The 23,474-nt window shown below is 63.9% G+C and carries 17 protein-coding genes and 1 tRNA gene; 9 read left to right on the forward strand and 9 right to left on the reverse strand.

Features of this window, described 5'->3' with window-relative positions; all coding sequences use genetic code 11:
• Positions 1–34 precede the first annotated feature (34 nt).
• From rsfS to AB1384_01260, 4 genes are all read left to right on the forward strand, one after another.
• Positions 35–385, forward strand: a complete 351-nt coding sequence (gene rsfS, locus AB1384_01245; GenBank protein MEW6552898.1) for a ribosome silencing factor — start codon at positions 35–37, stop codon at positions 383–385.
• Positions 386–470: 85 nt separating this feature from the next.
• Positions 471–547, forward strand: a tRNA-Ala gene (locus AB1384_01250).
• A gap of 275 nt (positions 548–822) precedes the next feature.
• Entirely contained in the window at positions 823–1,281 is a 459-nt protein-coding gene (locus AB1384_01255; GenBank protein ID MEW6552899.1) for a flavodoxin family protein, read from the forward strand.
• A gap of 146 nt (positions 1,282–1,427) precedes the next feature.
• Positions 1,428–1,928: a hypothetical protein gene (locus AB1384_01260; protein MEW6552900.1), complete on the forward strand. Its 501-nt coding sequence runs from the start codon at positions 1,428–1,430 to the stop codon at positions 1,926–1,928.
• A 125-nt stretch (positions 1,929–2,053) separates the two neighbouring features.
• On the opposite strand, the gene AB1384_01265 is transcribed toward AB1384_01260, so the two are convergent.
• Together AB1384_01265 and AB1384_01270 are read right to left on the reverse strand one after the other, a co-directional pair.
• Complete coding sequence (locus tag AB1384_01265) at positions 2,054–3,328, reverse strand: ABC transporter ATP-binding protein (protein ID MEW6552901.1); 1,275 nt, start codon at positions 3,326–3,328, stop codon at positions 2,054–2,056.
• Positions 3,321–4,472, reverse strand: coding sequence for an ABC transporter permease (locus AB1384_01270; GenBank protein ID MEW6552902.1), 1,152 nt, complete (start codon positions 4,470–4,472; stop codon positions 3,321–3,323). Before AB1384_01270 ends, AB1384_01265 begins: the two co-directional genes overlap by 8 nt.
• Positions 4,473–4,704: 232 nt before the next feature.
• Between AB1384_01270 and AB1384_01275 the strand changes: the two genes are divergently transcribed.
• The 5 genes from AB1384_01275 to AB1384_01295 all read left to right on the forward strand — a co-directional run bounded on the left by AB1384_01275 (position 4,705) and on the right by AB1384_01295 (position 15,011).
• Positions 4,705–10,188, forward strand: coding sequence for a multicopper oxidase domain-containing protein (locus tag AB1384_01275; protein MEW6552903.1), 5,484 nt, complete (start codon positions 4,705–4,707; stop codon positions 10,186–10,188).
• Positions 10,189–10,323: 135 nt separating this feature from the next.
• Positions 10,324–11,175 carry a substrate-binding domain-containing protein gene (locus tag AB1384_01280; protein MEW6552904.1) on the forward strand — a complete coding sequence of 284 codons (852 nt, stop codon included), beginning with the start codon at positions 10,324–10,326 and terminating at the stop codon, positions 11,173–11,175.
• A 41-nt stretch (positions 11,176–11,216) separates the two neighbouring features.
• A complete protein-coding gene (locus tag AB1384_01285; GenBank protein ID MEW6552905.1) occupies positions 11,217–11,600 on the forward strand; it encodes a hypothetical protein in 384 nt (127 codons plus the stop codon).
• Between the two features lie 482 nt (positions 11,601–12,082).
• Positions 12,083–13,921, forward strand: a complete 1,839-nt coding sequence (locus tag AB1384_01290) for an AMP-binding protein (protein ID MEW6552906.1) — start codon at positions 12,083–12,085, stop codon at positions 13,919–13,921.
• A gap of 232 nt (positions 13,922–14,153) precedes the next feature.
• On the forward strand, positions 14,154–15,011 hold the full coding sequence (locus tag AB1384_01295) for a hypothetical protein (protein ID MEW6552907.1): 858 nt from the start codon (positions 14,154–14,156) through the stop codon (positions 15,009–15,011).
• A 69-nt stretch (positions 15,012–15,080) separates the two neighbouring features.
• Here AB1384_01295 and AB1384_01300 read toward each other — a convergent pair whose 3' ends face one another.
• From AB1384_01300 to AB1384_01330, 7 genes are all read right to left on the reverse strand, one after another.
• Positions 15,081–15,854, reverse strand: a complete 774-nt coding sequence (locus tag AB1384_01300; GenBank protein MEW6552908.1) for an AAA family ATPase — start codon at positions 15,852–15,854, stop codon at positions 15,081–15,083.
• Positions 15,855–15,858: 4 nt separating this feature from the next.
• Positions 15,859–16,581: a hypothetical protein gene (locus AB1384_01305; GenBank protein ID MEW6552909.1), complete on the reverse strand. Its 723-nt coding sequence runs from the start codon at positions 16,579–16,581 to the stop codon at positions 15,859–15,861.
• A 96-nt stretch (positions 16,582–16,677) separates the two neighbouring features.
• Positions 16,678–18,084: a 2-hydroxyacyl-CoA dehydratase family protein gene (locus AB1384_01310; GenBank protein MEW6552910.1), complete on the reverse strand. Its 1,407-nt coding sequence runs from the start codon at positions 18,082–18,084 to the stop codon at positions 16,678–16,680.
• A gap of 5 nt (positions 18,085–18,089) precedes the next feature.
• Positions 18,090–19,202, reverse strand: a complete 1,113-nt coding sequence (locus tag AB1384_01315) for a 2-hydroxyacyl-CoA dehydratase family protein (GenBank protein ID MEW6552911.1) — start codon at positions 19,200–19,202, stop codon at positions 18,090–18,092.
• 271 nt (positions 19,203–19,473) lie between these two features.
• Positions 19,474–20,442, reverse strand: coding sequence for an AIM24 family protein (locus AB1384_01320; protein ID MEW6552912.1), 969 nt, complete (start codon positions 20,440–20,442; stop codon positions 19,474–19,476).
• Between the two features lie 166 nt (positions 20,443–20,608).
• A complete protein-coding gene (locus AB1384_01325; GenBank protein ID MEW6552913.1) occupies positions 20,609–21,829 on the reverse strand; it encodes an acyl-CoA dehydrogenase family protein in 1,221 nt (406 codons plus the stop codon).
• Positions 21,830–21,998: 169 nt separating this feature from the next.
• Positions 21,999–23,450, reverse strand: coding sequence for an NAD(P)/FAD-dependent oxidoreductase (locus AB1384_01330; GenBank protein ID MEW6552914.1), 1,452 nt, complete (start codon positions 23,448–23,450; stop codon positions 21,999–22,001).
• Positions 23,451–23,474 lie beyond the last annotated feature (24 nt).

Raw genomic sequence — 23,474 nt, forward strand, 5'->3', positions numbered from 1 at the left:
GAGGTGTACGGCAGCGGAAAGCAAAGAGACGGCCATAGCGGCGGCAAGGGCCGCCTCGGACAAGAAAGCCCACGATATCCTGGTCCTGGACATGAGGGATGTCCTGATCATCACGGACTACTTCATCATCTGCAGCGGCAACACCGACAGGCAGGTGAAGAGCATACAGGAGGCGGTGGAGGAGCATCTGGCCGCGATGGGCGTCAAGCCGGTCCGCCGGGAGGGCGTGCAGCACCGGCGTTGGGTGCTGCTCGACTACATCGATGTCGTGGTGCACATCTTCCGCCAGGAGGAGCGGGAATACTACGAGATAGAGAGGCTGTGGAAGGACGCCCCCCTGGTGGAATGGGAGGACAGCGCCCCCGGTTTCGCCGAATCTGGGTGAGAATCCCACCGGAAAGGCTGCCGCCGCTCACCCCCGCGTTTGACGCTGGATTTCGCAGTACTTATACTGCATGAGGTATGTTTATGGGGCCGTAGCTCAGCCTGGGAGAGCGCTACCTTGGCATGGTAGAGGTCGTGGGTTCAAGTCCCATCGGCTCCACCAGCATAAACAGGGCCGCAAGGCCCTGTTTTCCTGTTACATATTGATTGACAGCGCTGATCTGTCTGCCTGGCTAGCAAGCGTGATACGTTTCCGCGCTATTCGGCATCACCAGGCAACCTCGTCGGGAACGGTCCCAGACGGCGTTTCGGAAAACCTGGTAGTCATGGGAGAGGATTAGGCCGAGGTTAGGCCACGGGCGGGTGGGGAAATAAGATGATAACAAGTGAAGGACGGTCGCAGCGAACTTGTCAGCCGATCACGGAAAGGAGCTGGTCGTGAAAGGGGCGGTGGTCTACTACAGCAGGTACGGAAACAACGAGAAGACGGCGAGAGCGGTGCAGCAGGGACTGCAGGAGGCCGGTCACGAGGTGGTGCTGATAAACGCCAAGCAGAGCAAAGACCTCGAGGGAGACCTCGCCTTCGTGGTCGTCGGCTCACCCACCCGGGCCGGGAGGAACAGCGGGCCGGTGAAGAAGTTCATCAAGAAGAACCTGGGCGAGAGCTGGAAGGGGAAGCCCTTCGCGGCCTTCGGGACCTGCATGGAGACGACCTGCGAGAAAGGCCAGCCGTCCGCGGCCAAGGACATCCACGCCGAGCTGGCGGCGCGGGGGCTGAAGCCCCTGGCCGAGCCCTTCGACAACGCCGTGGGCGGCATGAGGGGGCCCCTGCTGGAGGACGGGGAGGAGGCGGCAAGGTCCTTCGGCAGGGACGTCGGGGCAAGGCTGAAGGGCTGATGGGGACCCGGGCGGGCAGTGACCCGGATTGGACATTCTCGCCGCCCGCCGTCATGCTGTAGGTAGGCTGAAAATGTTATAGTATTGGACGGCCGCGGGACCGGCCCGCGGGACCGAGCCGCGAAGAGCGAGAAGGAGGGAGGCAGTTGAAGAAGACCCTGGTGTTGTTGATGCTGTTGGGGTTGGTCGCCGGCCTTATCTTTGCCACTGGATGTGGTGACAAGAAGACCGTCGAGACCCCCTTCGGCGACGTGACGGTGGAGGAAGACGGGGGCGAGATCACCTACGAGACCGATGAGGGCGACATCAGCTATGACGTCTCGGATAAGGCCCCCAGCGAGGACGACCTCGGGGCCCCCATCTACCCCGATGCGGAGTACGTGCCGGGCAGCGGCGGCGTGGTCTCGGCCAGCGGAGAGGAAGGCGACTTCACCACCGCCGGCGGCGAGTTCACCACGGGAGACAGCTTCGATGACGTGGTGGGTTTCTACACCGATGAGCTGGGTGACCCCCTCATCACCGACACGGCGACCGGCGAGGCGACCTGGATGGTGGACCTTTCGGACGAGTCGGTGGTGACGGTGACCGTCACCGACGAAGGTGGGGAAGTGCTCATCTACATCGGCAGGCTCAGCGGAAGCGAATAGGCCGTCGAGAGACGGAACCACAGGGCCGGTCATCCAGGCCGGCCCCTTTCATGTCTTGTTTCCCCGTGTACGGTGGAAGGCTGGGGCATGATCCGGCCCTTTTTCCGGACTGCGACGGCGTGGCCTTAAGCCGTTGTTTCCGCCGTGGCCTCACGGCCGGCCGTGCCCCGGTTCCCGTACCGGGCCAGCACGAAGAGCATCGCTGCGAGGACGACGGTGGCGATCCCGGCGCCGAGGAGCACCCACAGGCCGTATTCCACCGCGACGCCCTCTCCCAGGCGGTTCTGGATCATTAGGATGTCAACAGCGGCGACCGCGGTTGCGCACACCCCGATTGCCAGGGCAGACCAGCGGCCGATCCTCTGCAGGTTGAAGAGGAAGAGAACGCCCGCCGCGGCGAGCAGCAACCCGAGAACCAGCGGCCACAGCCCGGTCAGGATGGTCGCCGGCTCGGAGGCGATGATCCGGGTGAGATAGTTGTCCACGTAGAATTCGACGGCGAAAAAACCGCGTTCCATGAGGTCGATGCCGCTGAACTTCCCGATGAAGGGCATGAAAGCGGTCGTGAGGGTGAGCGCCCCCAACAGGACCATGGCCGCCGCCGCGGCGGGTGATCCCCAGTTCCTCCTCTTCAGGGACGAGGGCATGTACCTGGGGACCGTGAGGGGCTCGGGTTCGTCTTCCCCAGGGCGCTGCGCTTCCCGGACCGGCACGGGTTTCATCCGTTCGTCCGCGACGAACTTGCCATCCTGCAACTGCAGGACCCTGCGGGCATTGCCGGTGAGCTCGGGGCTGTGGGTGACCACGACTATGGTAAGCCCCCGCGCGTTCAACTCCTCGAAGATCTCCGCTATCTGCTGCGCGCTCCTGGTGTCCAGGTTGCCGGTGGGTTCGTCAGCAAGCAGGATCGCGGGATCGTTGATGAGCGCCCGGGCCAGGGCTACCCGCTGCATCTCTCCCCCGGAGAGTTCGTGGGGCAGGTGGTCTACGCGATCGGCCAGCCCCACCATATCCAGCAGCTCCCTGGCCCTGGTCTTGAGGTCGCCGTTCCCGCCGGCGCGGAACCTCCCGGGGACCATCACGTTTTCCAGCGCCGTGAGGGTGGGGATGAGGAAGAACTGCTGGAAGACGAAGCCGATGGTGGTGGATCGGATGGTGGCGAGCGCTTTATCCGGCAGGTTCCCCGTCTCCACGCCGTGTACGGTGACCTTGCCTTCCGTCGGCAGGTCCACGCATCCGATGAGGTTGAGCAGAGTGGTCTTGCCGGAACCGGAACGCCCCACCACCGCCACGAAGTCCCCCCGCTCTATACTCAGGTCCACACCGTCTATGGCGCGGATTTCCTCAACGCCGCGCGGGTACGTCCTCACCGCGTCCGCGATCACGACGATGTCATTCATTGTGCACCGCCTCTATGGGTGAGACCCGTGAAGCCCGGTAGCCGGGATAGAGTCCCGCCAAGGCTCCCACCACGAAGACGACGCCCAGGGTCAGGAGCATCCCCGCCAGGTCGGGTCGCAGTATCTGGCCGGCTGGAGCGTAGGCCAGGAAACCGCGTATCCAACCGTCTATGGCGAAGGAGAGGAAGTAGCCGGCGGTGACCCCCAGAAGCGCTCCCGCGGCGCAGATGAGCATGGTCTCTATGGCGATAAGCCCGAAGATATGCTTCTTGTGGGCACCGACACAGCGCAGGAAGCCGAACTCCTGGTTGCGCTCGAAGGTCGCCATGAGGATGGTGTTGAATATGAACAGGCCGGCGACGAGGAGCACGATGACCACGATCACAAGCAGCATCGACTTGGTGCCCCCCATGGTGTCGCTTATCAGCTCGGTTATGTCGGTGGAGGGGACCACGTAGGCGCCCCGTTTCTCCAGTTGGGTCTGGACATCACGCAGATACGAGGTGTCTTTGAGCTGCACCGCGATGATGGTCAGCTGAGAAGGGCGCGCGAATATCTCCTGCGCCGTCGCCAGGGGCAGGAAATAGAAGCCGTCGTCCTCACTGCCGTTCTTCCTGAGGGTGCCGCTTACCTGGAACTCCCGGTCCAGGCTCTCGATGAACATGGTGTCACCCGGTTGCTTGCCGAAGTCCTTCGCCAGGTCATAGCCGAGGATGACCGAGTCGGGGCCCTCGAACCACGACCCCTCCAGTTCCCACTTCGGCTTCAGTTCCCTGATCTCGTCGGTGATGCCGTAGAAGAGGTCAGCCTTCCCGCCCGAGATCACCGTTGAGATGAGCATCCCCCCCGCCGCCCGCACCTCGGGGATGGCCTGCGCGTAGGTGAGCAGGAGCTGGTCCAGGTAGGTGGGTATCTCTCCGCCGTGCAGGACCAGGGACGCCGCCTGCATGGGGCAGCCCTCCATGGAGATGTAGAGATGGGCCCCCGACGAGGTCATCTCCTCGTTGAGCGCCTTATCGTATCCGCTGTTGAAGGAGAGTATCGCGAACAGGGTCATGGCGGATACGACGATCCCCATGACCGTGAGGACGGTGCGTACCCGGTGCCTCTGGAGGTTCTTCCATGCCAGGTTAACCAGCCTCATGCCGAACCCTTACCATCCGTTGATTCCGCAAGATCGGACAGCCTTCGCGCTCGCGACTCTCGTTACACTTTATTGCCACGCGCAGGCTGGATTAAACAAGTACATGGCTCACGGCCAGAGGGGGTTGACGGTCATCAAGGGAAAAATGGTTTAAAGCGTCCCGCAGGGGGAATTCCTAAAAAATAGGCAGGAAGATCGTGTATCTGGATCGTCATTAATGGAGGTAGGCGTAATGAGGGGTCGGTTCGCATCCGTTGTCGCTCTTTTGCTGCTGGTGGCTTTTCTGGTCGGAGGCAGCACGCTGCCGTCACGGATGGCTTCAGGGGCGCGAGGCCCCGGTGATGTAGCCGCCCAGGTGGAGGGCGGCTGGGGCAAAGGCTCCTGGCCCGAAGGCAAGAAGGACATGAACCAGGAGGACCGGGAGGCCGCCGCCGCCAGGGCCAAGGCTGCCGGCCTGGAGGCCGGGACCATCGAGACCCAGCTGGCGCAGCCGGGGCCGGGTGATATACCGGACTACTTCGGCTCGACGCCGAACTACGCCCTCAGCCCACTGCCAGAGCTGCTGCCCACGCCCGTCCCCAATCCCCCGGGCACGAACACCTTCTACTTCGCGGAGGGCACCACGCGCCCCAACTTCGACCCTTACATCTGCATCCAGAACCCAGGCGACGCCGATGCCGACGTGACCATCACCTACATGAAGGGCGACGCCACCACGGACACCATGCAGCTTACCGTGCCCGCGGACTCGCGCGCCACCGTCTCGCCCCGCGCCACCCTCGGCACGGGCGACGACGGCGCCCACGACTTCAGCGCCAAGGTGGAGTGCACCAACGGCCAGTACATCGTGGCCGAGCGCCCCATGTATTTCGACTACTACGGTGGATGGACCGGCGGACACGACGTCATCGGCGCCACCGCTCCGGCCCCTGTCTTCTACTTCGCGGAGGGCACCACGCGCCCAAACTTCGACCCTTACATCTGCATCCAGAACCCAGGCGACGCCGATGCCGACGTGACCATAACCTACATGAGGGGCGACGCCACCACGGACACGGAACATTTGATCGTTCCCATGCATTCGCGTGCGACGGTGAACCCGAAGACGGTGCTCGGCACCGGCGACGACGACGCCCACGACTTCAGCGCCAAAGTGGAATGCACCAACGGCCAGCTCATCGTGGCCGAGCGCCCCATGTACTTCAACTACGGCGGCAAGTGGACAGGCGGGCATAACGTCGTCGGCGCCACCGGCACCTCGACCACCTTCTACTTCGCGGAGGGTACCACCAGGCCGGATTTCGACCCCTACATCTGTATCCAGAACCCGAGCGACGCCGACGCCGAGGTCACCGTGACCTACATGACGGGTGACAGCACCATCGTAGAACTCCCGCTCACCGTGACCAAGAACACCCGTGTCACCATCTCGCCCCGGGACAAGCTGGGGACGGGCGACGACGGCGCCCACGACTTCAGCGCCCGGGTGGAGTGCACCAACAACCAGCAGATCGTGGTGGAGCGCCCTATGTACTTCAACTACCGGGGGATGTGGAGCGGCGGGCACAACGTGGTCGGAGCTCCTCTTCCCGCCGCCATCTTCTTCTTCGCCGAGGGAACGGCCCGGCCGGATTTCGACCCCTATATCTGCATCCAGAACCCCGGCCTCATCGACGCCGACGTGACCATCACCTACATGAAGGGCGACGGGAACACGGACACCGATTCGTTCACGGTCAAGAACAGCACCCGCGTCACCGTCAACCCCAGGGCGAAACTGGGCACCGGCGACGACGGCGCCCACGACTTCAGCGCCCGTGTGGAGTGCACCAACGGCCAGTATATCGTGGCGGAGCGCCCCATGTACTTCAACTACGGCGGCAAATGGACCGGCGGCCACGACACAGTGGGCCTGGCGGTGAATATCGCCGAGCCGAGCATGACCGTGGTGCCGGGGACCGGCATGAGGAAGTTCGTGGACACCCTGCCGGGCCTGGGGGAGGAGAACTCCAACAACCTCGGCCAGTACATCCCGGTGGCCGTGCCAGACACGACCACCTACCCCGGGTCGGACTACTACGAGATCGAGCTGGGCGAGTACTACGAGCAGCTCCACTCCGACCTGCCCCCCACCCAGCTGCGCGGCTACCGGCAGACCAACACCACCGACCCGACGGTGAGCCAGTTCCATTACCTCGGCCCCATAATCGTCGCCGAGCGGGACCGCCCGGTGCGCCTCAAGTTCACCAACAACCTGCCCACGGGGGAAGGCGGAGACCTCTTCGTGCCCACAGACACAACCCTGATGGGTGCCGGGATGGGTCCCGACCCCAACGTGGAGTACTCGCAGAACCGCGCCGCCGTCCACCTGCACGGCGGCAACACGCCGTGGATCAGCGATGGCACCCCCTTCCAGTGGATAACCCCGGCGGGGGAGACGGACGACCCGGACTACGACCGGGGTGAGAGCCAGCGCAACGTACCCGACATGCCGGACCCAGGCGACGGCGCGGCCACTTATTACTACACCAACCAGCAGAGCAGCAGGCTGCTCTTCTACCACGACCATGCCGTGGGCATAACCCGCCTCAACGTCTACGTGGGTGAGGCGGCGCCCTATATCATCCGGGACGCGGTGGAGCAGTCCCTCATCGCCAACGGGATCATCCCCTCCGAGGAGATCCCCCTGGTCATCCAGGACAAGACCTTCGTGCCCGACGACGCCCAGCTGACCGCCCAGGACCCCACCTGGGACAAGGCCATCTGGGGCGGCATGGGCAACCTCTGGCTGCCCCACGTGTACATGCCCAACCAGAACCCGGCCGACCCCGGCGGCATGAACGCCATGGCCCGCTGGCACTACGGCCCGTGGTTCTGGCCACCCACCACGGCGCTGGTGCAGGGGCCGCAGCCCAATCCATACTATGATCCCGTCAACGCGCCGTGGCAGCCGCCGGAGATACCCGGTACGCCCCTGCCGTCCATGGTCATGGAGGCCTTCATGGACACCCCTGTGGTAAACGGCACCGCCTACCCGGTGTTGGAGGTGGAGCCCCAGGCTTACCGCTTCCGCATCCTCAACGCCGCCAACGACCGTTTCTGGAACCTGCAACTTTATAAGGCGGTATCCAACAACGAAATGTGGCGGGAGGACGGGACCCTCAACGACGGGGGTGCCGGAGAGGTGAAGATGGTCCCCGCCGCGTTTAACCCGGACTATCCGGAGACATGGCCGACGGACGGCCGGGAGGGCGGTGTTCCAGACCCGGCCACCAAGGGGCCGGAGATGATCCAGATCGGCACCGAGGGCGGATTCCTCCCGGCGCCGGTGGTGCTCCCCAACCAGCCGGTCACCTGGAACCGGGACCCGACGACCTTCAACGCCGGCAACGTGGACGGCGGTAACCTCATCCTGGGGCCGGCGGAGAGAGCCGATGTCGTAGTCGACTTCTCCCAGTTCGCGGGTCAGACGCTCATACTCTACAACGATTCGCCCGCGCCTTTCCCTGCCCTGGACCCCCGTTATGACTACTACACCGGGGCCCCGGACCTGACGGATACGGGCGGCTCGCCCGGCACCCAGCCTGGCTATGGCCCCAACACCAGGACCATCATGCAGATAAAGGTGGCCGCCAACCCGGCGCCTCCCGCTTACAACGTCGACAGGCTCTTCAATGCCTTCAGGTCCACTGATGTGCGGGAAGGCGCCTTCGCGGCCTCCCAGGACGAGATCATCGTGCCGCAATCCGCCTACGACTCGGCCTATAACGCTGCTTTCCCGGATCACTGGGGCCAGATATACGACACCGAGATGACCTTCTTCAACGGACCCCTGCCGGGGCTGCAGGTCACCAATGGCGGTAACGGCTATACCTCGGCTCCTGCCGTGAGTATCGCGGGCGGGGGAGGCGCCGGCGCCACAGCGACGGCGTCGATATCGGGCCTGACGAGCGTCACCCTGGATAATGGCGGTGCCGGTTATACATCGATCCCGGCAGTCACCATCGCGGGCGGAGGAGGCAGCGGAGCCACGGCGGAAGCGGTCATGGACGGGAGCCCGGTCGCCGGAGTGACCGTGACGGCCCCGGGCAGCGGCTACACCGTCGCGCCCAGCGTGGTCTTCTCGGGCGGAGGCGGCACCGGCGCAACCGCGGAAGCGCAGATTTCCGGCGTAACCGGCGTCACCATTACCGACCCCGGCAGCGGTGGCTATACCGTCCCGCCCGATGTTACTTTCACGGGCGGCAGCGGCACCGGCGCCGAGGGCATCGCTACCATAGACGGAGCCGGCTTCATCACCGGCGTTACCATCACCAACGGCGGCAGCGGCTATGACCCCGATCCGCCCACCGTCACTTTCACGGGCGGCGAAGGCGGCACCGGAGGCGCGGGCACGGCCGTGGTGGGTCTGAACCAGGTAACCGGGGTCGTGCTGTTGGACACCGGCAGCGCCTACACCTCGGCGCCTACCGTGGCCCTGGTGGGCGGAGACGGCAGTGGCGCCGCCGCGGCAGCCGCCATAGTCCCCTACTCGCTGACGGCGATAAACCTGACCAACCCGGGCAGCGACTACACTTCCGCGCCGACGGTGACCATCACTGGCGGCGGCGGAGCGGGTGCGCTGGCCACGGCCGTAGTGGGCTCCGGGCAGGTAACAGGCCTGTTGCTGACCGCTGCCGGCGACGGCTACGTCTCCGCTCCCACCGTCACCTTGAGCGGTGGCGGGGGCACGGGAGCGACTGCCGTGGCCACGGGCATAACCATACCGTTCGAGCCCAAGGCCATCCAGGACGAGATGGGCGAGGCCTACGACAAGGAATACGGCCGTATGAGCGGTTTCCTGGGACTCCAGGTGGGGGTAGTCACCCCGCAGAACCGGGGATTCGTGCTCTACCCGTTCATCTCCCCGCCCGTGGACATGCACCTGGACAGCGTGACCCAGGGCGCCAAGACCACGCTGGGCGACGGGACCCAGATCTGGAAGATCACCCATAACGGCGTTGACACCCACACCATCCACTTCCACAAATACGACGTGCAGATAATCAACCGCGTCGCCTGGGACAATCAGACGAGGGGACCAGACCCTAACGAGCTGGGTTGGAAGGAGACGGTGCGGGTCAACCCGCTGGAGGACACCATCGTAGCCATGCGGCCGGTGACCCCGGTCGGCCTGCCCTTCGAGCTGCCCAACAGTGTACGCCTCATGGACCCGACCAAACCGGAAGGTGCCCTGTTGACCGGGGGACCGGGTGGGTACTTCGATCCCAACGGCAACCCGGTGACCGCCTACGGGGCCGGCGGCGTCATCGCCAACCAGTTCGTCAACTTCGGCTGGGAGTTCGTGCTCCACTGCCACCTCCTTTCCCACGAAGAGATGGATATGATGCACGCCATGGGCTTCGTGCTCAAACCCCAGGACCCATCGGGCCTGACCGCCACGGGCACGTCTCCAGCGGTTGACCTGTCCTGGACGGACAACTCGGAGGTGGAGAGCGAGTTCCTCATCGAGTGGGGAGAGTCCGCCACCGGACCGTGGAACGTGCTGACCTCAGTCGCAGCGGACAGCACTACCTATACCGATACCAGCATCTGGACCGGGACAAGGTACTACCGCTTGACGGCCAGGAACAGGGTGGGCAGCGCAGTGCCCGAGTTCCCGGTCATGGACAACGACTCCGCGCCGATCGTATCGAACGCGGTCACCAATCCATGAGGAACATATGAGAGGGTAATGTGCTCAGGCCGTCGCGCAGGCAGTCATGCCGTCGCGGCGGCCTGGAGCGTGATCGGAATCGCAGTAGAGTCTATATGAGAAAGGGGTGCTGAAAGCATGGCAGTTATGGGGTTAATGAAGCGAATAGCGGCGGAGGTCCTGCTGGTCGCATTGATAGCGACCGGCATCCTGGTCACCGGATGCGGCACGGCCACGGTGACCGTAGCGACCACGGGCGAGACGGCCTCGTCCCCGCTGTACGGGATGCTGGTCGAGCAGTTCGAGGAGGACTACGGCATCAAGGTGGAGACGAAGACCTTCGGCAGCAGCAGGGAAGTGCTGGAGGCGGGAGCCCGGGGTGAGGCCGACGCCCTTCTGGTGAGCAACAAGATGGCCCTGGACGAGTGGATGAAACAGGAGTATGCGCTCTCAGCATCGGACGTCTTCTACAGCGACTTCATCGTGGTCGGGCCCGAGAGCGACCCGGCACAGATCAAGGGCCTCGACTGTCCCGGTAAATCGTGCAAGAAGATCGGCACGGCAGGCGCGGACTTCGTATGTTGCGGTGATGGGTCCGACCTGGACGCCAAGGTCATGGGCTACTGGAACAAGTGCGGCGTCAATCCGGAAGGACAGGCCTGGTTCACCAGGACCGGCGAGGACATGGAGGCCACCCTGGCCGTGGCCGACGGGCAGCAGGCCTACACCGTCTGCGACATGTCCACCTGGCTGGAGAACAAGGACAGCCTGGACCTTGCCAAGCTGGTCGAGGGGTGCACCATGCTCATGAACCAGTATTCGCTGGTGGTCATCGATCCCGCGCTGTTCCCCGAGGCCGAGATGAATGTGGAGGGAGCGCAGAGACTGGCGGAGTTCCTGGTTGGAGAATCCGGGCAGGAGATGATCGGGTCCTACGAGGAGTCCGGTGTGGTCATCTACCATCCCAACGCGACACAGGAGGCCGAAGAGGAGCCCATGAACATGTAGGTGGGCGGCCGCATGAGATCACGTGATACGGGGAGGTACGCATGAAGAGAACCTTGTTGCCGCTGGCCGTGACAGTGCTGGTACTGTCGGGGCTGGTGGCGAGCGGCTGTGGCGGCTCGTCGGGAGCGGCGCAGACGGCAGACCTTGTTGACCCGGACGCGAAACAGGTGACGGTGGAGGAGATAGCCAGGGACCCGGAGGCGTTCGACAGCGTCATCGTGACCACGGAGGGCGATTATGCCGTCGGCTACTGCTCAGCCTGCTTCCTGCTCAAAGACGGGGTACATGCGGTGAGGGTGGAGGTCAGCGACACCGCGCCGCTTCCGCCGGAATCGAAGCTGCATACCCGCATGCAGGTCACCGGCAAGATCTACGTGGCCCAGGGCTCGCCGAACATCGTCGCGGAGAGCATAGTATATAAATAGTCCTCGCTCCTGGCCATACCTCTACTATGCGGTCGAGCGGAAAGTTATACGGCTGTGCGGCAAATCGCGCCCGCAGCCGTTTCATGCCGTCTTGCGTAGCGGTCCGGGTACGTGGCCTCTTAATCCACGGGAGGGGCACTCATCCCGGTAGGGATTAATCCTAGCGGCCGGCGCGCTGCGCCCTCACGCCCCTGCCCTTCACTGGGTGCCCCCGCCAGCTGTCGGTTTTGTTGACTACTCGGTAACGTGGAAGTATAGTAATGACGCGTCAGTTCTGAACCACCATAGCCCTGGCGAGCGGGGTTTCGACTGCATCGGTCAGGGTATGTTTGAGCGTGTCTTTCAGGACAGGCGCCGACGAAGGGGCGCGGGTTGCCTTGTGGACGTGCGGCATAGCGTACATTTATATAGGCGAATATTATTGGGAAAAGTGTATAATCGTACGGTCATGAAGGGATAGATCGCAGAAGGGGGTCGGACAGATGGATTATCCATGGTTCAAAGAGTACAAGACCGTCGGCATCCCGGAGACGCTGGAACCGTACCCCAACGAGCCGACCCATTTCTTCCTGGACCAGGCGGCCGAGAAGCGGCCCAAGCTGGGCTGCGTGCAGCTGGGGCTGGAGATGACCTATCCGGAGCTGAAGGACCACGCTAACCGCCTGGCCAGCGCCCTGGCCGCCATGGGGGTGGAGAAGGGCGACCGGGTGGCGACCCTCCTGCCGACATCGATCCAGTTCATCATCGCCGATGCCGGGATATCCAAGGCCGGCGCGGTGCACGTGCCCTGCAGTTTCCTCGAGCCCCTCGACACCCTCTCCCACAAGTTCAAGGAATGCTCGCCCAAGGGGCTCATCTGCCTGGAGGAGAACCTCCCCCTGGCGGAGGCGCTGGGGGAGTTCATGGGCACCCCGAACATCATCATCACCAGGGTCGAGGATTATTCCGACCGTCCCTCTAAGCGCGAGGAGCTGCCGGACGCGGTGTGGTTGACCGAGGCCATCGCGGGGGCCAGCCCCGTGCCCCCGCGCGTGAGCATCGACCCCGCGCGCGACCTGGAGACCCTGCTCTTCACCGGGGGGACTACCGGGCTCCCCAAGGGCTGCATGCTCACCCACCGCAACGTGGTGGCCAACGCCCTGCAGAACCCCGCCGTGTTCGGCCCCATCACCAAGATCCTCAAGGGCAACACCTCGGCGCTCATCGGGCTGCCCTTCTTCCATTCTTACGGCCACTGCATCATGCACACCATGATCGGAGGGATGTACTGCAACCTGCTCATCGTCACCGACCCCCGGGACACCAGGGGAATGCTGAGGATGATCGAGGAGTACAACCCGGTGCTGCAGTTCGGGGTGCCGACGCAGTTCATGAAGCTGCTCGAGGAGGACATCAAGGCCACGCGGGTCATCGGCATCTCCGGGTCAGCGGCCCTTCCGCCCAACGTGCAGGAGAAGTTCGAGCAGGAGAGCAAGAGCTTCGTCTCCGAGGGATACGGCCTCTCCGAGCTTGGCCCCGTCACCCATTTCAACGTCTCCGCCAACATCCGCGCCATGGGCGGGCGCAAGATGGTGCCCATCATGAACAGGCTCCTCTTCAACCCCGTGAGCGCCGGCTTCATGAACCTGCAGGCGAAGCTGATGGGCCCGAAGTTGTATGGAAAGATATTCCTGGGGATCATGGGCCTGGTCTCCGACATGAACCGCAGGAAGGCCAGCCTCAAGAACGTGGAGAAGCGAGCCACCATCGGCATCCCGGTACCCGATACCGTGGTCAAGGTGGTCGAGGTGGACACGGGCGCGGTCATCCCCTTCCGGGAGATGGTCGATGACGGCCGGGTGGGGGAGATGCTGCTCTCCGGCCCCCAGCGCATGCTGGGCTACTGGCCGGAGCCGGGCAGAGGCCTGGACGACGAGGGCTTCGTGCATACCGGCGACGTGGTGAAGATGGACGAGAACGGCTATTTCTCCATCGTGGACCGCACCAAGGACATGGCCATCGTCTCCGGGTATAAGGTGTACACGCGGGAGGTCGATGACATCCTCTATGACCATCCCGCCACCGAGGTGGCAGCCACCATCGGCGTCCCCGACCCCGAGCGGGAGGGAAGCGAGCGCATAAGGGTCTTCGTACAGGTACGGGAGGGCTACAAGGGCAAGGTCAGCGAGGACGACTACATCGCCTATCTGCGGGAGAAAGTGGCCAAATACGCCGTTCCGAAGTCCGTCACTTTCCTGGATGAGATGCCCCTCACCGAGGTCTTCAAGGTGAACAAGAAGTTGCTGCGCGAGATGGAGCTGGAAGAGCTCAACGAGAGCTGACGCGCCGTAGCGGGGTGTGGCGGGAGACCGCCCGCAAGCGGGCGAACGCCGCACCGTACCCCGGCCGCTCCATCAGTTCTGGTATCGCCTGGCGGGGCCTCCAAGCCCCATACACGGCCACTTTACTTACCGGTGTTAAAAAAGAGGACAGGCAGAACCCGTCATGGAACAAAGAAGGGGCGTTTAATTCTATTGGGCTGAAATCGGAGAGTGCGGTGGGGGAGGAGATGGTATGAGACGCATAACAGGACGTGAGGTAAGGAAGCTTATCCTCGCGGTGACCCTGATGACCCTGGCCCTGGTGCTGGGGGTCATCGCCTACTTCATGTTCGACGTCATCACGACCACCAACGATAACATCGAGAAGAACAAGCAGATGGTCCTGGACAAGACAGTTGTGACCATCAAGGACCTGGGAATGCATACGGACTCGATCAGCACCAACGCGAAGTTTTTGGGGATGCTGAACCAGGAGCTGTTAAACCAAGTCCTGCAGGGTGAGGCGCTACCCCTATACGAGCTGGTTGTTCAGCTTGCGGCCATGAGCAACCCGCTGGAGTACGTAGGGGTGACCGTTGATGGAGAGGTGGTCACCTATTTCACGGAGACCGGCAAGGATATCGACCCGGGTGAGATTCCTACCATGCCGACCGGAGGGGATCACGTGGTCATGGACAGCCTGGGTGGCCAGGAAGGCTACTTCGTGTCCGTATTCTATCCTATCGATCTGAGTGACTTCGGCTTCGACAAGTTCTATGTCAATATCATAGTTGACCGCACACAGGAGATGCAGGAGGTAGAGGATTATTTCGTCAGCCAGCGTAACGACCTCATCCTGCGCATGTCGATAGCTTCGGTCATCGCTATCATCCTCACCCTGCTCATCACCACCTTCGGCCTGCGCTATTTCACGGGCAAGTACGTGACGGAACCCATCGACGCGCTCAACCGCATGGCCGAGGAGATCGCCGACGGCACCTTCCAGGGCGAGGCGGAGGTCGATCCCGGCAGCGCTTACGCGGCCCTGCAGGGACTGTTGCGCAGCGGGCAGCTGATCCTGCGCAAGATGGATAAAGAGATAGACGAATAATAACCGGTGAACCGATCGGAGCGTTTGGCGATATTTGTTTTGAAGGCTGCTGCGAAGCCGAGTGTCCTATCAGTCGCTTAAGAAGCCGCCCTGCAGCACGCTGGACCTCACCGCCTCCAGGGCGGGGCAGGACGGCAGTTCCAGGAAGCTCCTGGCCTCGGAGTCGAACTTCCTCACCGTCTCGTCCTCGGGGATCCAGCCCAGCAGGGGCAGGTCGCTGCGCGACGACAGGCGGAGCGCCTCCCCCTCGTCCCGGGCGCGGTTGACCAGCAGCCCCATCTTGCTGTAATTGACGGCGTCGGCGGCCACCTCGCGTATGGATTCGGCCACGCGCACCGCCTTGAGCGCGGTGTCGCTCACCAGCAGCAGGTGGGTGACGGAGCGCATGACGCGGCGGTTGATCTGCTCCACCCCCGCCTCGGCATCGATGAGGGTCACCTCGAAGTGGGCGGAGAGGGACTCGATGGCCTCTCGCAGCAGGGTGTTGAGCTGACAGTAGCAGCCCTCCTCCTCGGGGCGGCCTACGGAGAGGAAACCCAGGTTGCCGGAGTCCATCACGATCTCCATCATCTTGTAGTCCACGGAGGCGGCCAGGTCGACACTGTCCGTGGACCGCTCACGCACGCTTCCGATGATCTCCTTGCGCACGTCGTTCACGGTGCGCTTGGGGAAGCGGTTCAGGGCCATGCCCAGCCCCACGGCCGGATCTGCGTCGACCACCAGCACCTTGCCGCTGCCGTCCTCGTAGAGGAGGCGCGAGATGAGGGCGGATATAGTGGTCTTTCCTACGCCGCCCTTGCCGCATACGGCTATCACCTTGCCGTTAGCCACTGCTTCCGCCACGATGTCACTCGCCGCCTTCCCGCTCCGCCTGGAGCTTCTCGCGGATCTGCCGCAGTTCGACCACCTCGTCGCAGACGTCCACGTACTCGCACTCCTCGCAGTCGAAGTTCATCTCCTCGTACATCTTGATCAGGGCTTCCACGATGTCCAGCACCTTGTCCGCCGCACCGCTGAGCTCCTCTACTTCCTCCCGCGAAGAGGTGACGAAGAGGACCTCCACGCTGCGCACGAAATCCAGCCTCTTCAGGGACTGGATGAGGGAACTGCCCAGGACCTGGGCGCTGAAGCCCCCGGCGAGGGCCTCCTTGCCCACGCGGCACCAGATGGACTGGCGCCCCGGGAAGACGCGGGTCATGAAACCCCGCAGGCGAACGTTGTAGGTGGCGTCGCGCAGGTCGCGGTAGCAGTCGTACTCGTCGCTGAACTCGCCCCCCACCATGATGACCTGCGCGAAGGGGAGGCTGGGGGATTCCGCCGCGGCAAAGTCCGGTCCCACCAGGGTGATGCGCCCGTCCCGCACGCCTTCCCCTGGGTCCCACAATAGCAGGGAACGGGAGGCCATGCCCGGGTTGCCCAGCTCCAGGCCGGTGTCCTCGCTCAGGATGACCTGGGGGCCATCGGCTCGCGGGATCACCGGGGTGAACGGGAGTTCCCTCGCCGACCCCTGGTCGTACTTGTTCTTGATGTATTCCCTTATCTCCGCAAGAGGCTGGTCGAACAGCCCCATCTCTACCCCCTGTCCGTCAACGCGGCACCACCACTCGTACCGCTCATATAAACAGTATAACGGCAGGCCGGTACGGTTGCCGGATCCAAATCACCGTCAATCGCCCGCGCTCCTGCGCCGGGAGGTGCGGGGCCTGCGGGTCAGTACGTTGTCCACGAAAGCCGAGATCTCCTCCTGCAGCACGCTCATGGGGGTCATGCGCTTGATCCAGGAGTCGCCCTGCAGCAGGAGGGTGGGGACGCCCGCCCTCTTCTGTATTTCGTTGCGTACCGCCGACGCCACGCTCCAGGTCTGCTTGCAGGAGTGGTGGCCGCAGTAGACGGCCGCGGTGGCTCCGAGGTCTTTTACGCAGTGGACGATATCGTCCAGCCAGCGCACCAGCATGGAATCCCCCCCCATCTGCCGGGTCATGGGCATGTTCCAGGCCGATTCCGCGAGCCCGCGCACCATGCTCTCCATATCCGTGGTGTCGATGATGGTGGGGAAGCAGGACATGAGCACGTCGGTCATGTACACGATGCCCTGTTCGTCCAGCCAGGTGAAGAAGCCGTCGAAATCGAAGAAGTAAGGGAGGTAGGTCCATACGGTGCGGGCCCTCTCTTCCGCGATATAGTCACCATTCTCCAGGATCTCCTTGACGGTCTCGACCATGATGGTAAGCAGCCCTATCGCCTCATCCGTGCCCCACATGGTGAAACGCGCCGAATATGTGAAGAGGGAGAAGATATTGGGGACGGGGCAGGGCACCAGCTTGCGCAGGTCCCAGAGCTCGTAATAGAGCTCGGTGCAGCGGTTGGCCCTCTCCAGCACCGCACGCAGCCGGCCCTCGTCCAGCTTCTCTCCGATGAATCCCTCGAGCTGCCGCAGGCTGGCCTCGAAGTTTTTCTGGTACTGTTCCCTTCCTCTCCAGTCGGTGTAGTTGGGCTTCTCGATGAAGAACTGGGGGATGTCGTATTCGCGGGCCACGAACTCGTGGATCTTGGAGTTGGCGTCGCAGGCGCCGGGAGCGCTCTGGACGATGCCGTCGGGAATGAAGTCGCTGCCGGTGAGCACCGAGCCGAGGGCGATGGTGTTGGCCGAGCAGAGAAAGTCCGGTATACCCAGGCCCATGGCGTAATCCCAGTAGCGCTCGCCCTGCCCCGCCAGCGCCACGACGCCCAGGGTGGTGACCACCTCGCTGGTGAGGAGCTCGGCTCCCTCGAAGGCGTGGATGAACTCGGGCAGGTAGTTGAAGGTCCCCATAAGGAGCTTTTTCCCCCGTTCCCTGGCGTGAAAAGCATCCTCCAGCCAGGCGGAGATCATCTTCAGGTAGACCATCCCCGCCCGGCGGTGCCGCGGGTGCAGTATAGCCGCCAGGGTGCTGCGCAGGTCCGGCGGGACCACGTGCAGCAGTCCCTCCAGCTCCTCGTCGCTCATATCGTCCGGCAGGGTCCCTACCAGCGCGAATAGGGAATAAGCCCGGTCGAAGAGCCCCGGCATCCCGTTTGCAGTCTCGTGCGCCATCCCCATCACCCCCCGATCCTCTCCAGGAAGGCCTGCACCCTGGTCCTGATGCGCCCGATATCCGCACCCGCCCCGTATTCCTTCTCCAGTACCAGCACCGGTATCCCTTCCTCCTCCAGGTCCGAGCGGAGGCTGACGTTCTCGACACCGTGCAGGTCGCAGAACTTGTTATAGACCAGCACTGCCCCGTCCACCTCTGCCCGCCGCGCCGCGGCTAAAACGAAGTCAAGGCGGTGGGGGTAGTCGTCGTACATGCGCGCGCAGTAGAGGTTAGCGAGGTAGGCGTACGCCATGGCGTGGATGGGATCACCGTCCAGCTCTGGCAGGGCCCAGAAGGCGCGCGTCCCGTAACAGAGGGCGTCGGTGGCCACCAGGCCGCCTACGTCCTCGATTTCCCTCACCAGCCCCAGCTCGTCGCTGGCGCTGCCCGCCAGGAGCAGCCTGGCCCGGTACCCGGATATCTCGGCTTCCCGGCGCACCGCGAGCAGGCCGTCCAGGAATCCCTCGAAGACCGCGGGGGGCAGCGAGGATTCCAGAAGAAGCGTGGCCAGGGCCTCGGTGCCGGTCAAGCCCGGGCGAACCCGCTCGCGCAGCGCGAAGAGCTCCCGCATCCTGGACCTCACGCGGTTGTTCCTCTGCATCGCTTCGCGCAGCGCATCATCGGAAACGTCCGCCCCGAAGTGGGCGGATACGGCCTCCCGGTACAGCTCCAGCTCCTCCGCGAAGAACTCCAGCGCCTCCGCGGTCATGAGGTGGGGGACGTGAAGGTAATGGAAGAAGTCAAGTCCCTTGACGTACTGCCAGTTCTCGAACATGCCGCGCAGGTGATCGCATCCGTTGGTCTCCACCAGCCCGTCCAGGAAGTCGTAGCTGCCGTCGAGGCCGAGCTGAAGGCAGGCCCGGCAGAAGCCGCAGTTGAAGCGGGCCATATAGGCGTCGGCAAGCTCCCTGTCCGGGTTGCCCAGGGCGCGGATGCGGTACGGCAATACGCCGGCGGCGTCGAGGACCTCCCGCGGCGTGGCCACGCACATGTAGCCGACGATGCGGCCACCGTCTTCCTTCCACTTCCGCAGGTGGGGGTTGAAGATGTCGCTGGCGTAATCCAAGAGGTCTTCCATGGCGGGGGTCCCTCCCTTTATCCCGGTCGCCATCACTGACTGAAGTCTGCCGTATCCCCTCTCGCGGCACTATAAGGGTGAGGCAGGCGAGAAGCCGGTACCGTGGCGGCCCCACCGCTAGGGGGGGCTTATCGAAACAGCCGTATAATGGATGATTCTATGTTCAATCGTGGGAGGGCGGCAAGTGGGGAAAGCCCGCGCATTATTAGGGGGATTTCCCCTCGAAAAGAGAGCCCCGCGGCTGGCCGCGGGGCTTCGCCGGTTTAAAGTCTTACTGTCCGAGGATGCCGCCCAGGATGCCTCCGGCGGGACCGCTGCCCCCGCTCTTGGGGTTCTGGAGCTGGGTCGTGGGCGCCAACTCGCTGGGCTGCACGATGACGAAACCATCGCCCTGGAACGCCAGCTGGAAGAGCTCGCCGTGGGTGGAACCGAAGATCCCCCGCAGGCTGGAGAGGTTGGCGTCCACGTGGATGGAGGGATTGAGCGACTGCGACCAGGCGATGGTGGCGTTGGGGTCGGTGAAAGTGGGCGACTGCGGCGTCACTTTCATGGTCATGGGTTCACCGTCGGAGCACAGGGCGACGTAGCCGGTTCCGGTGAGCGCCACCGTCCACAGACCACCGGCCATCATCCCGGCGCCTCCCTTGATCATCGTGATGTCCCAGGCGATGCTGGGGCTGAAGGCGAGGAGGTTGATGGCCTCTACGGTGATGGCCTCGTTGTTTAGATAGACCAGCACGATGTCGTTACCGCCATCGGCGAGGAAGAGGTCGCCCGTGCCCTGCGCAAGCATGAGGGTGAAGGATTCTCCCGACACCGCCTTCTTCAGCCATTTGGCCGCCCCGCCGCTCCCCTGGCGCGCGAAGCTTATCTGGCCCTGGTAGGCGATCATGGAGCCGGCCTTAGCCAGCACCTGGCCGCCGGAAGCTCCCATGTTCACGCGCAGCAGCTTCTTGTTCTGGAGGTTGAAGGCGTTGGTGCTCTCGACCTCCAGTGACTCCTGCACCAGCGCTGAAAGGCTGGTGGGCGCCAGCTCCTCGGAGAAGGGTGTCCCGGCTCCGCTGGGCGCGACGACCGGCTGTGGGGGCGGCGCTGCCGGGGCGGCCGCCGGTGCAGCTTCCGGCGCGGGCGGCGGCGCCTGCTCCGCGGTTGCCGCCGCGGCGCCCTGCAGGGACTGGCCGCAGAAACGGCAGAACGCGGCGCCATCCGCGTTTTCCTGGCCACAATTAGGGCAGAACATCTCTTACCTCCTTCTAGACGAGACAGGGCTAAACGACTGCCTGGACCGCACAGCGGACATAACCTGATTATAAGCCCGGGACACAAGAGAATATCGACAGGTGGCGGTATAATATTTACCGCCCTTGCCGCCGCGCATGTATTCTCATCTGCGTACGGTCCGCATGCTATGCATACGCGGTAAAACCCGAGCCGAGCAGCTCGCGCCCGACGATCAGCTTCTGGATCTCGGTGGTGCCGTCCGGGATGGTCAGCATCCTGGCGTCGCGGAAGTATCTCTCCAGGGGGTATTCGTCGGAGAGGCCCATACCCCCGTGCACCTGGATGGCGTCGGAGGCCACCTTTACCGCGGCCTCACAGGCGTAGCCCTTGGCCAGGGACGACGCCATGCGCGCATCGGGGTCACCGTTGACGGCCAGCGTGAACGCCCAGTAACCCAGGAGCCGCGACGTGACCGTCAGCGCCTTCATGTCGTAGAGCTTCTCCTGGATGAGCTGGAGCCTGCCGATGGGCCGTCCGAACTGCGACCTCTCCCTGGCGTAGTCGATGGCGGCGTCCAATGCCGCCTGGGAGATCCCCGCCGCCGCCAGGGCCATGCCGCTGCGCAGGAAGGAGAAGATGATGTTCTCGGGAGACATCCTCCCCAGCATACCCAGGGTGCCGATACCGCCCGATTCCCCCGGGGGCTTCCTGGCGGCGGCCTCGGCCATGGCCGCCAAGGCCATCTGCACCACGTTGTTGCCCTTGGGGACACGGCAGTCGTTGAAGTACAGCTCGCCGGTGGGGGCGGCTCTCCAGCCCAGCTTGTGGAGGTCGGATGTCTCGAAGGGCGATTCCTCCTTGTCCACGAGGAGGAAGATGCGCTCCCCCTTCTCGTCGTTGGCTACAAGCAGGCACAGGTCGGCCACGGGCCCGTTGGTTATCCAGGTCTTGGTCCCGTTGACCAAGTAGAAATCACCGTCCGGCACGGCGGTGGTGCGCATGGCCCGGTTGTCGGAGCCGGCTTCCGGTTCGGTGATGGCGTAACAGCCGATGAGCTCGTTCTCCATGAGCCGGGGGAGCAGGCGCTTGCGCATCTCCTCGGGGGCGATATTGACCAGGCCCGCGGGGAAGGTCAGGCCGAAGAGGCCGGCCGCGCTGGGCCATACCCGGAACATCTCCTCCGCTAGGATGGCGATGGCCAGGGGGTCGCCGCCCATCTCTTTCATGCTCTCGAGGTCGTATCCTATACCGATCTTTTTGAAACGTTTGAGGACGTCCGTGGCCTCTTCCTTGGTCATGGGCCCCTTCCTCTCCTGCTCGTCCACGAGCGGAGCGATCTCCCTGTCCAGGAACTCCCTGACGCTCTCACGGAACATCTTCTGGTCTTCGGTGAACTCGAAATCCATGATCGACCCTCCCTCTTAACAGAAACGTATCACTTGCCGCTCGCGGTCACGGGGAACATGGCGGCGCCTCCCGGGTGTGCCGGCTTGGATGGTCAGGTCTCAAGTCTAGCATATAATGCTGCGGCTACCCGCACGCGCGGACCACGCGGGTAAGGCCCGCCGTGACCGGTCACCGCAGATGGTAGTAGAGGCGCAGCGCGCTGTCCGCGGCCATCTCCGTGCCTATGCCCCGGCCGCCGGCGTCGGCACCCACGAGGTAGAGCCCCTGGACCGGGGTGGACGTTGCGGGACGGTTGGTTCCGCTCTGGCCGACCTCCTGGGCTATGCCGATGCATTCGCCTGCCGTCCTTCCGCTCAGGCCCGAGACCTGCGTTGTGAGCACCCTCTCCACCGCCACCGTGGCTCCGGATATCTCCGGAAAGAGAAAGGCGGCTATCTCTTCTGCCCGTGCCAGCAGGGATGCCGCCTGATCGACCCGCTGCAGGTCGCTGGGCGCAGGCACCCCGACGATGAGGCAGTCTTTCCCCGGCGGCACCAGGGAGGGATCCCAGATACCGGGTGCGGTCACGAAGAGGAAGAGGTCGTCGGGCACGCTCCCGTCCTCGAGGTAGTCGAACATGCAGTGCGGCGACAGATCGGGCATATGCAGGAGGCAGGGCGTGCGCATGGAGGATATCTTGCGGTCGAGGAAATATTTGACAGCGATGAAAGCCTCGGAATCCCGCAGCGCATCGGCCGCTGCGAGGTACTCTGCCGGGAAGGCCTCGCGCCCTGCCATGGCGATGGTCTTTTTAATCCCGGCGCTCGAGACGACCCTGTCCGCCGCGATGAACTCGCCCGCCGCGGTGGTGATGCCGCGTACCCTGCCACCCCTGGTCTCGATGGCGGCAGCTTCACAGCCCAGGCGCAGCTCTCCGCCTTGCGCGGTGAGAGCGCGCAGGAAAGAAGCGGGTATGGCCCCGGAACCGCCGTAGGGATAGCAGAGCTGTGATGACCGCATGGTGCTGGCCAGTATAAAGGCGAACTCGCCCATGCTGGCGCGGTGCCAGGGAAGGACCATGGTCAGCATGGCCATGGCGTGGAAGGTCTGCAGAAAATCGTCGGAGTCGGATAGGCGGCTGAAAAAGTCGCGCACGCTCACGTCCTGGAGCTCGCCGTAGAGCGGATAGCGCTTGTCGCTGAAGCGCCTGCCCAGTGAGAGTAGGCCACCGAAGCCTTGTTCCCGTGCCGCCTTTACGGCGGTGGATGGCCAGCGCATTTTCTGCCAGCCCCTGAGCCGCCCCTTGATGGAGCTGGCCACCGAGACGGGATGGAATTGGGAGGATCCCATCTCCATCCTCCCACCCCGCAGGCTGAGGGTGAAGGAAGGGGTCCTGGCCGACCAGCCCGGGCCTTCGCCCAGGATACGGGTTATGTCCCCGAAAGGCCCCCACTGGCCGCGTCCGAACATGTGTACGCCGGTGTCGGCCACGTACCCGTCGTGCCTCGTGGACGAGCACTTTCCGCCCGGAAACCCGTTCTTCTCCACCAGGACCACCTGGTGTCCTGCGTGGGCCATGAGGGCCGCGAAGGCGGAACCGCCCGGCCCTGATCCGATCACTGCCGTTCTGCTTTCAGGCATGGCCGCTCCTCGGGGACGGTACGG

The organism is Actinomycetota bacterium, from assembly GCA_040757835.1.
In the GTDB taxonomy this organism is placed as follows: Bacteria; Actinomycetota; Geothermincolia; order Geothermincolales; family RBG-13-55-18; genus SURF-21.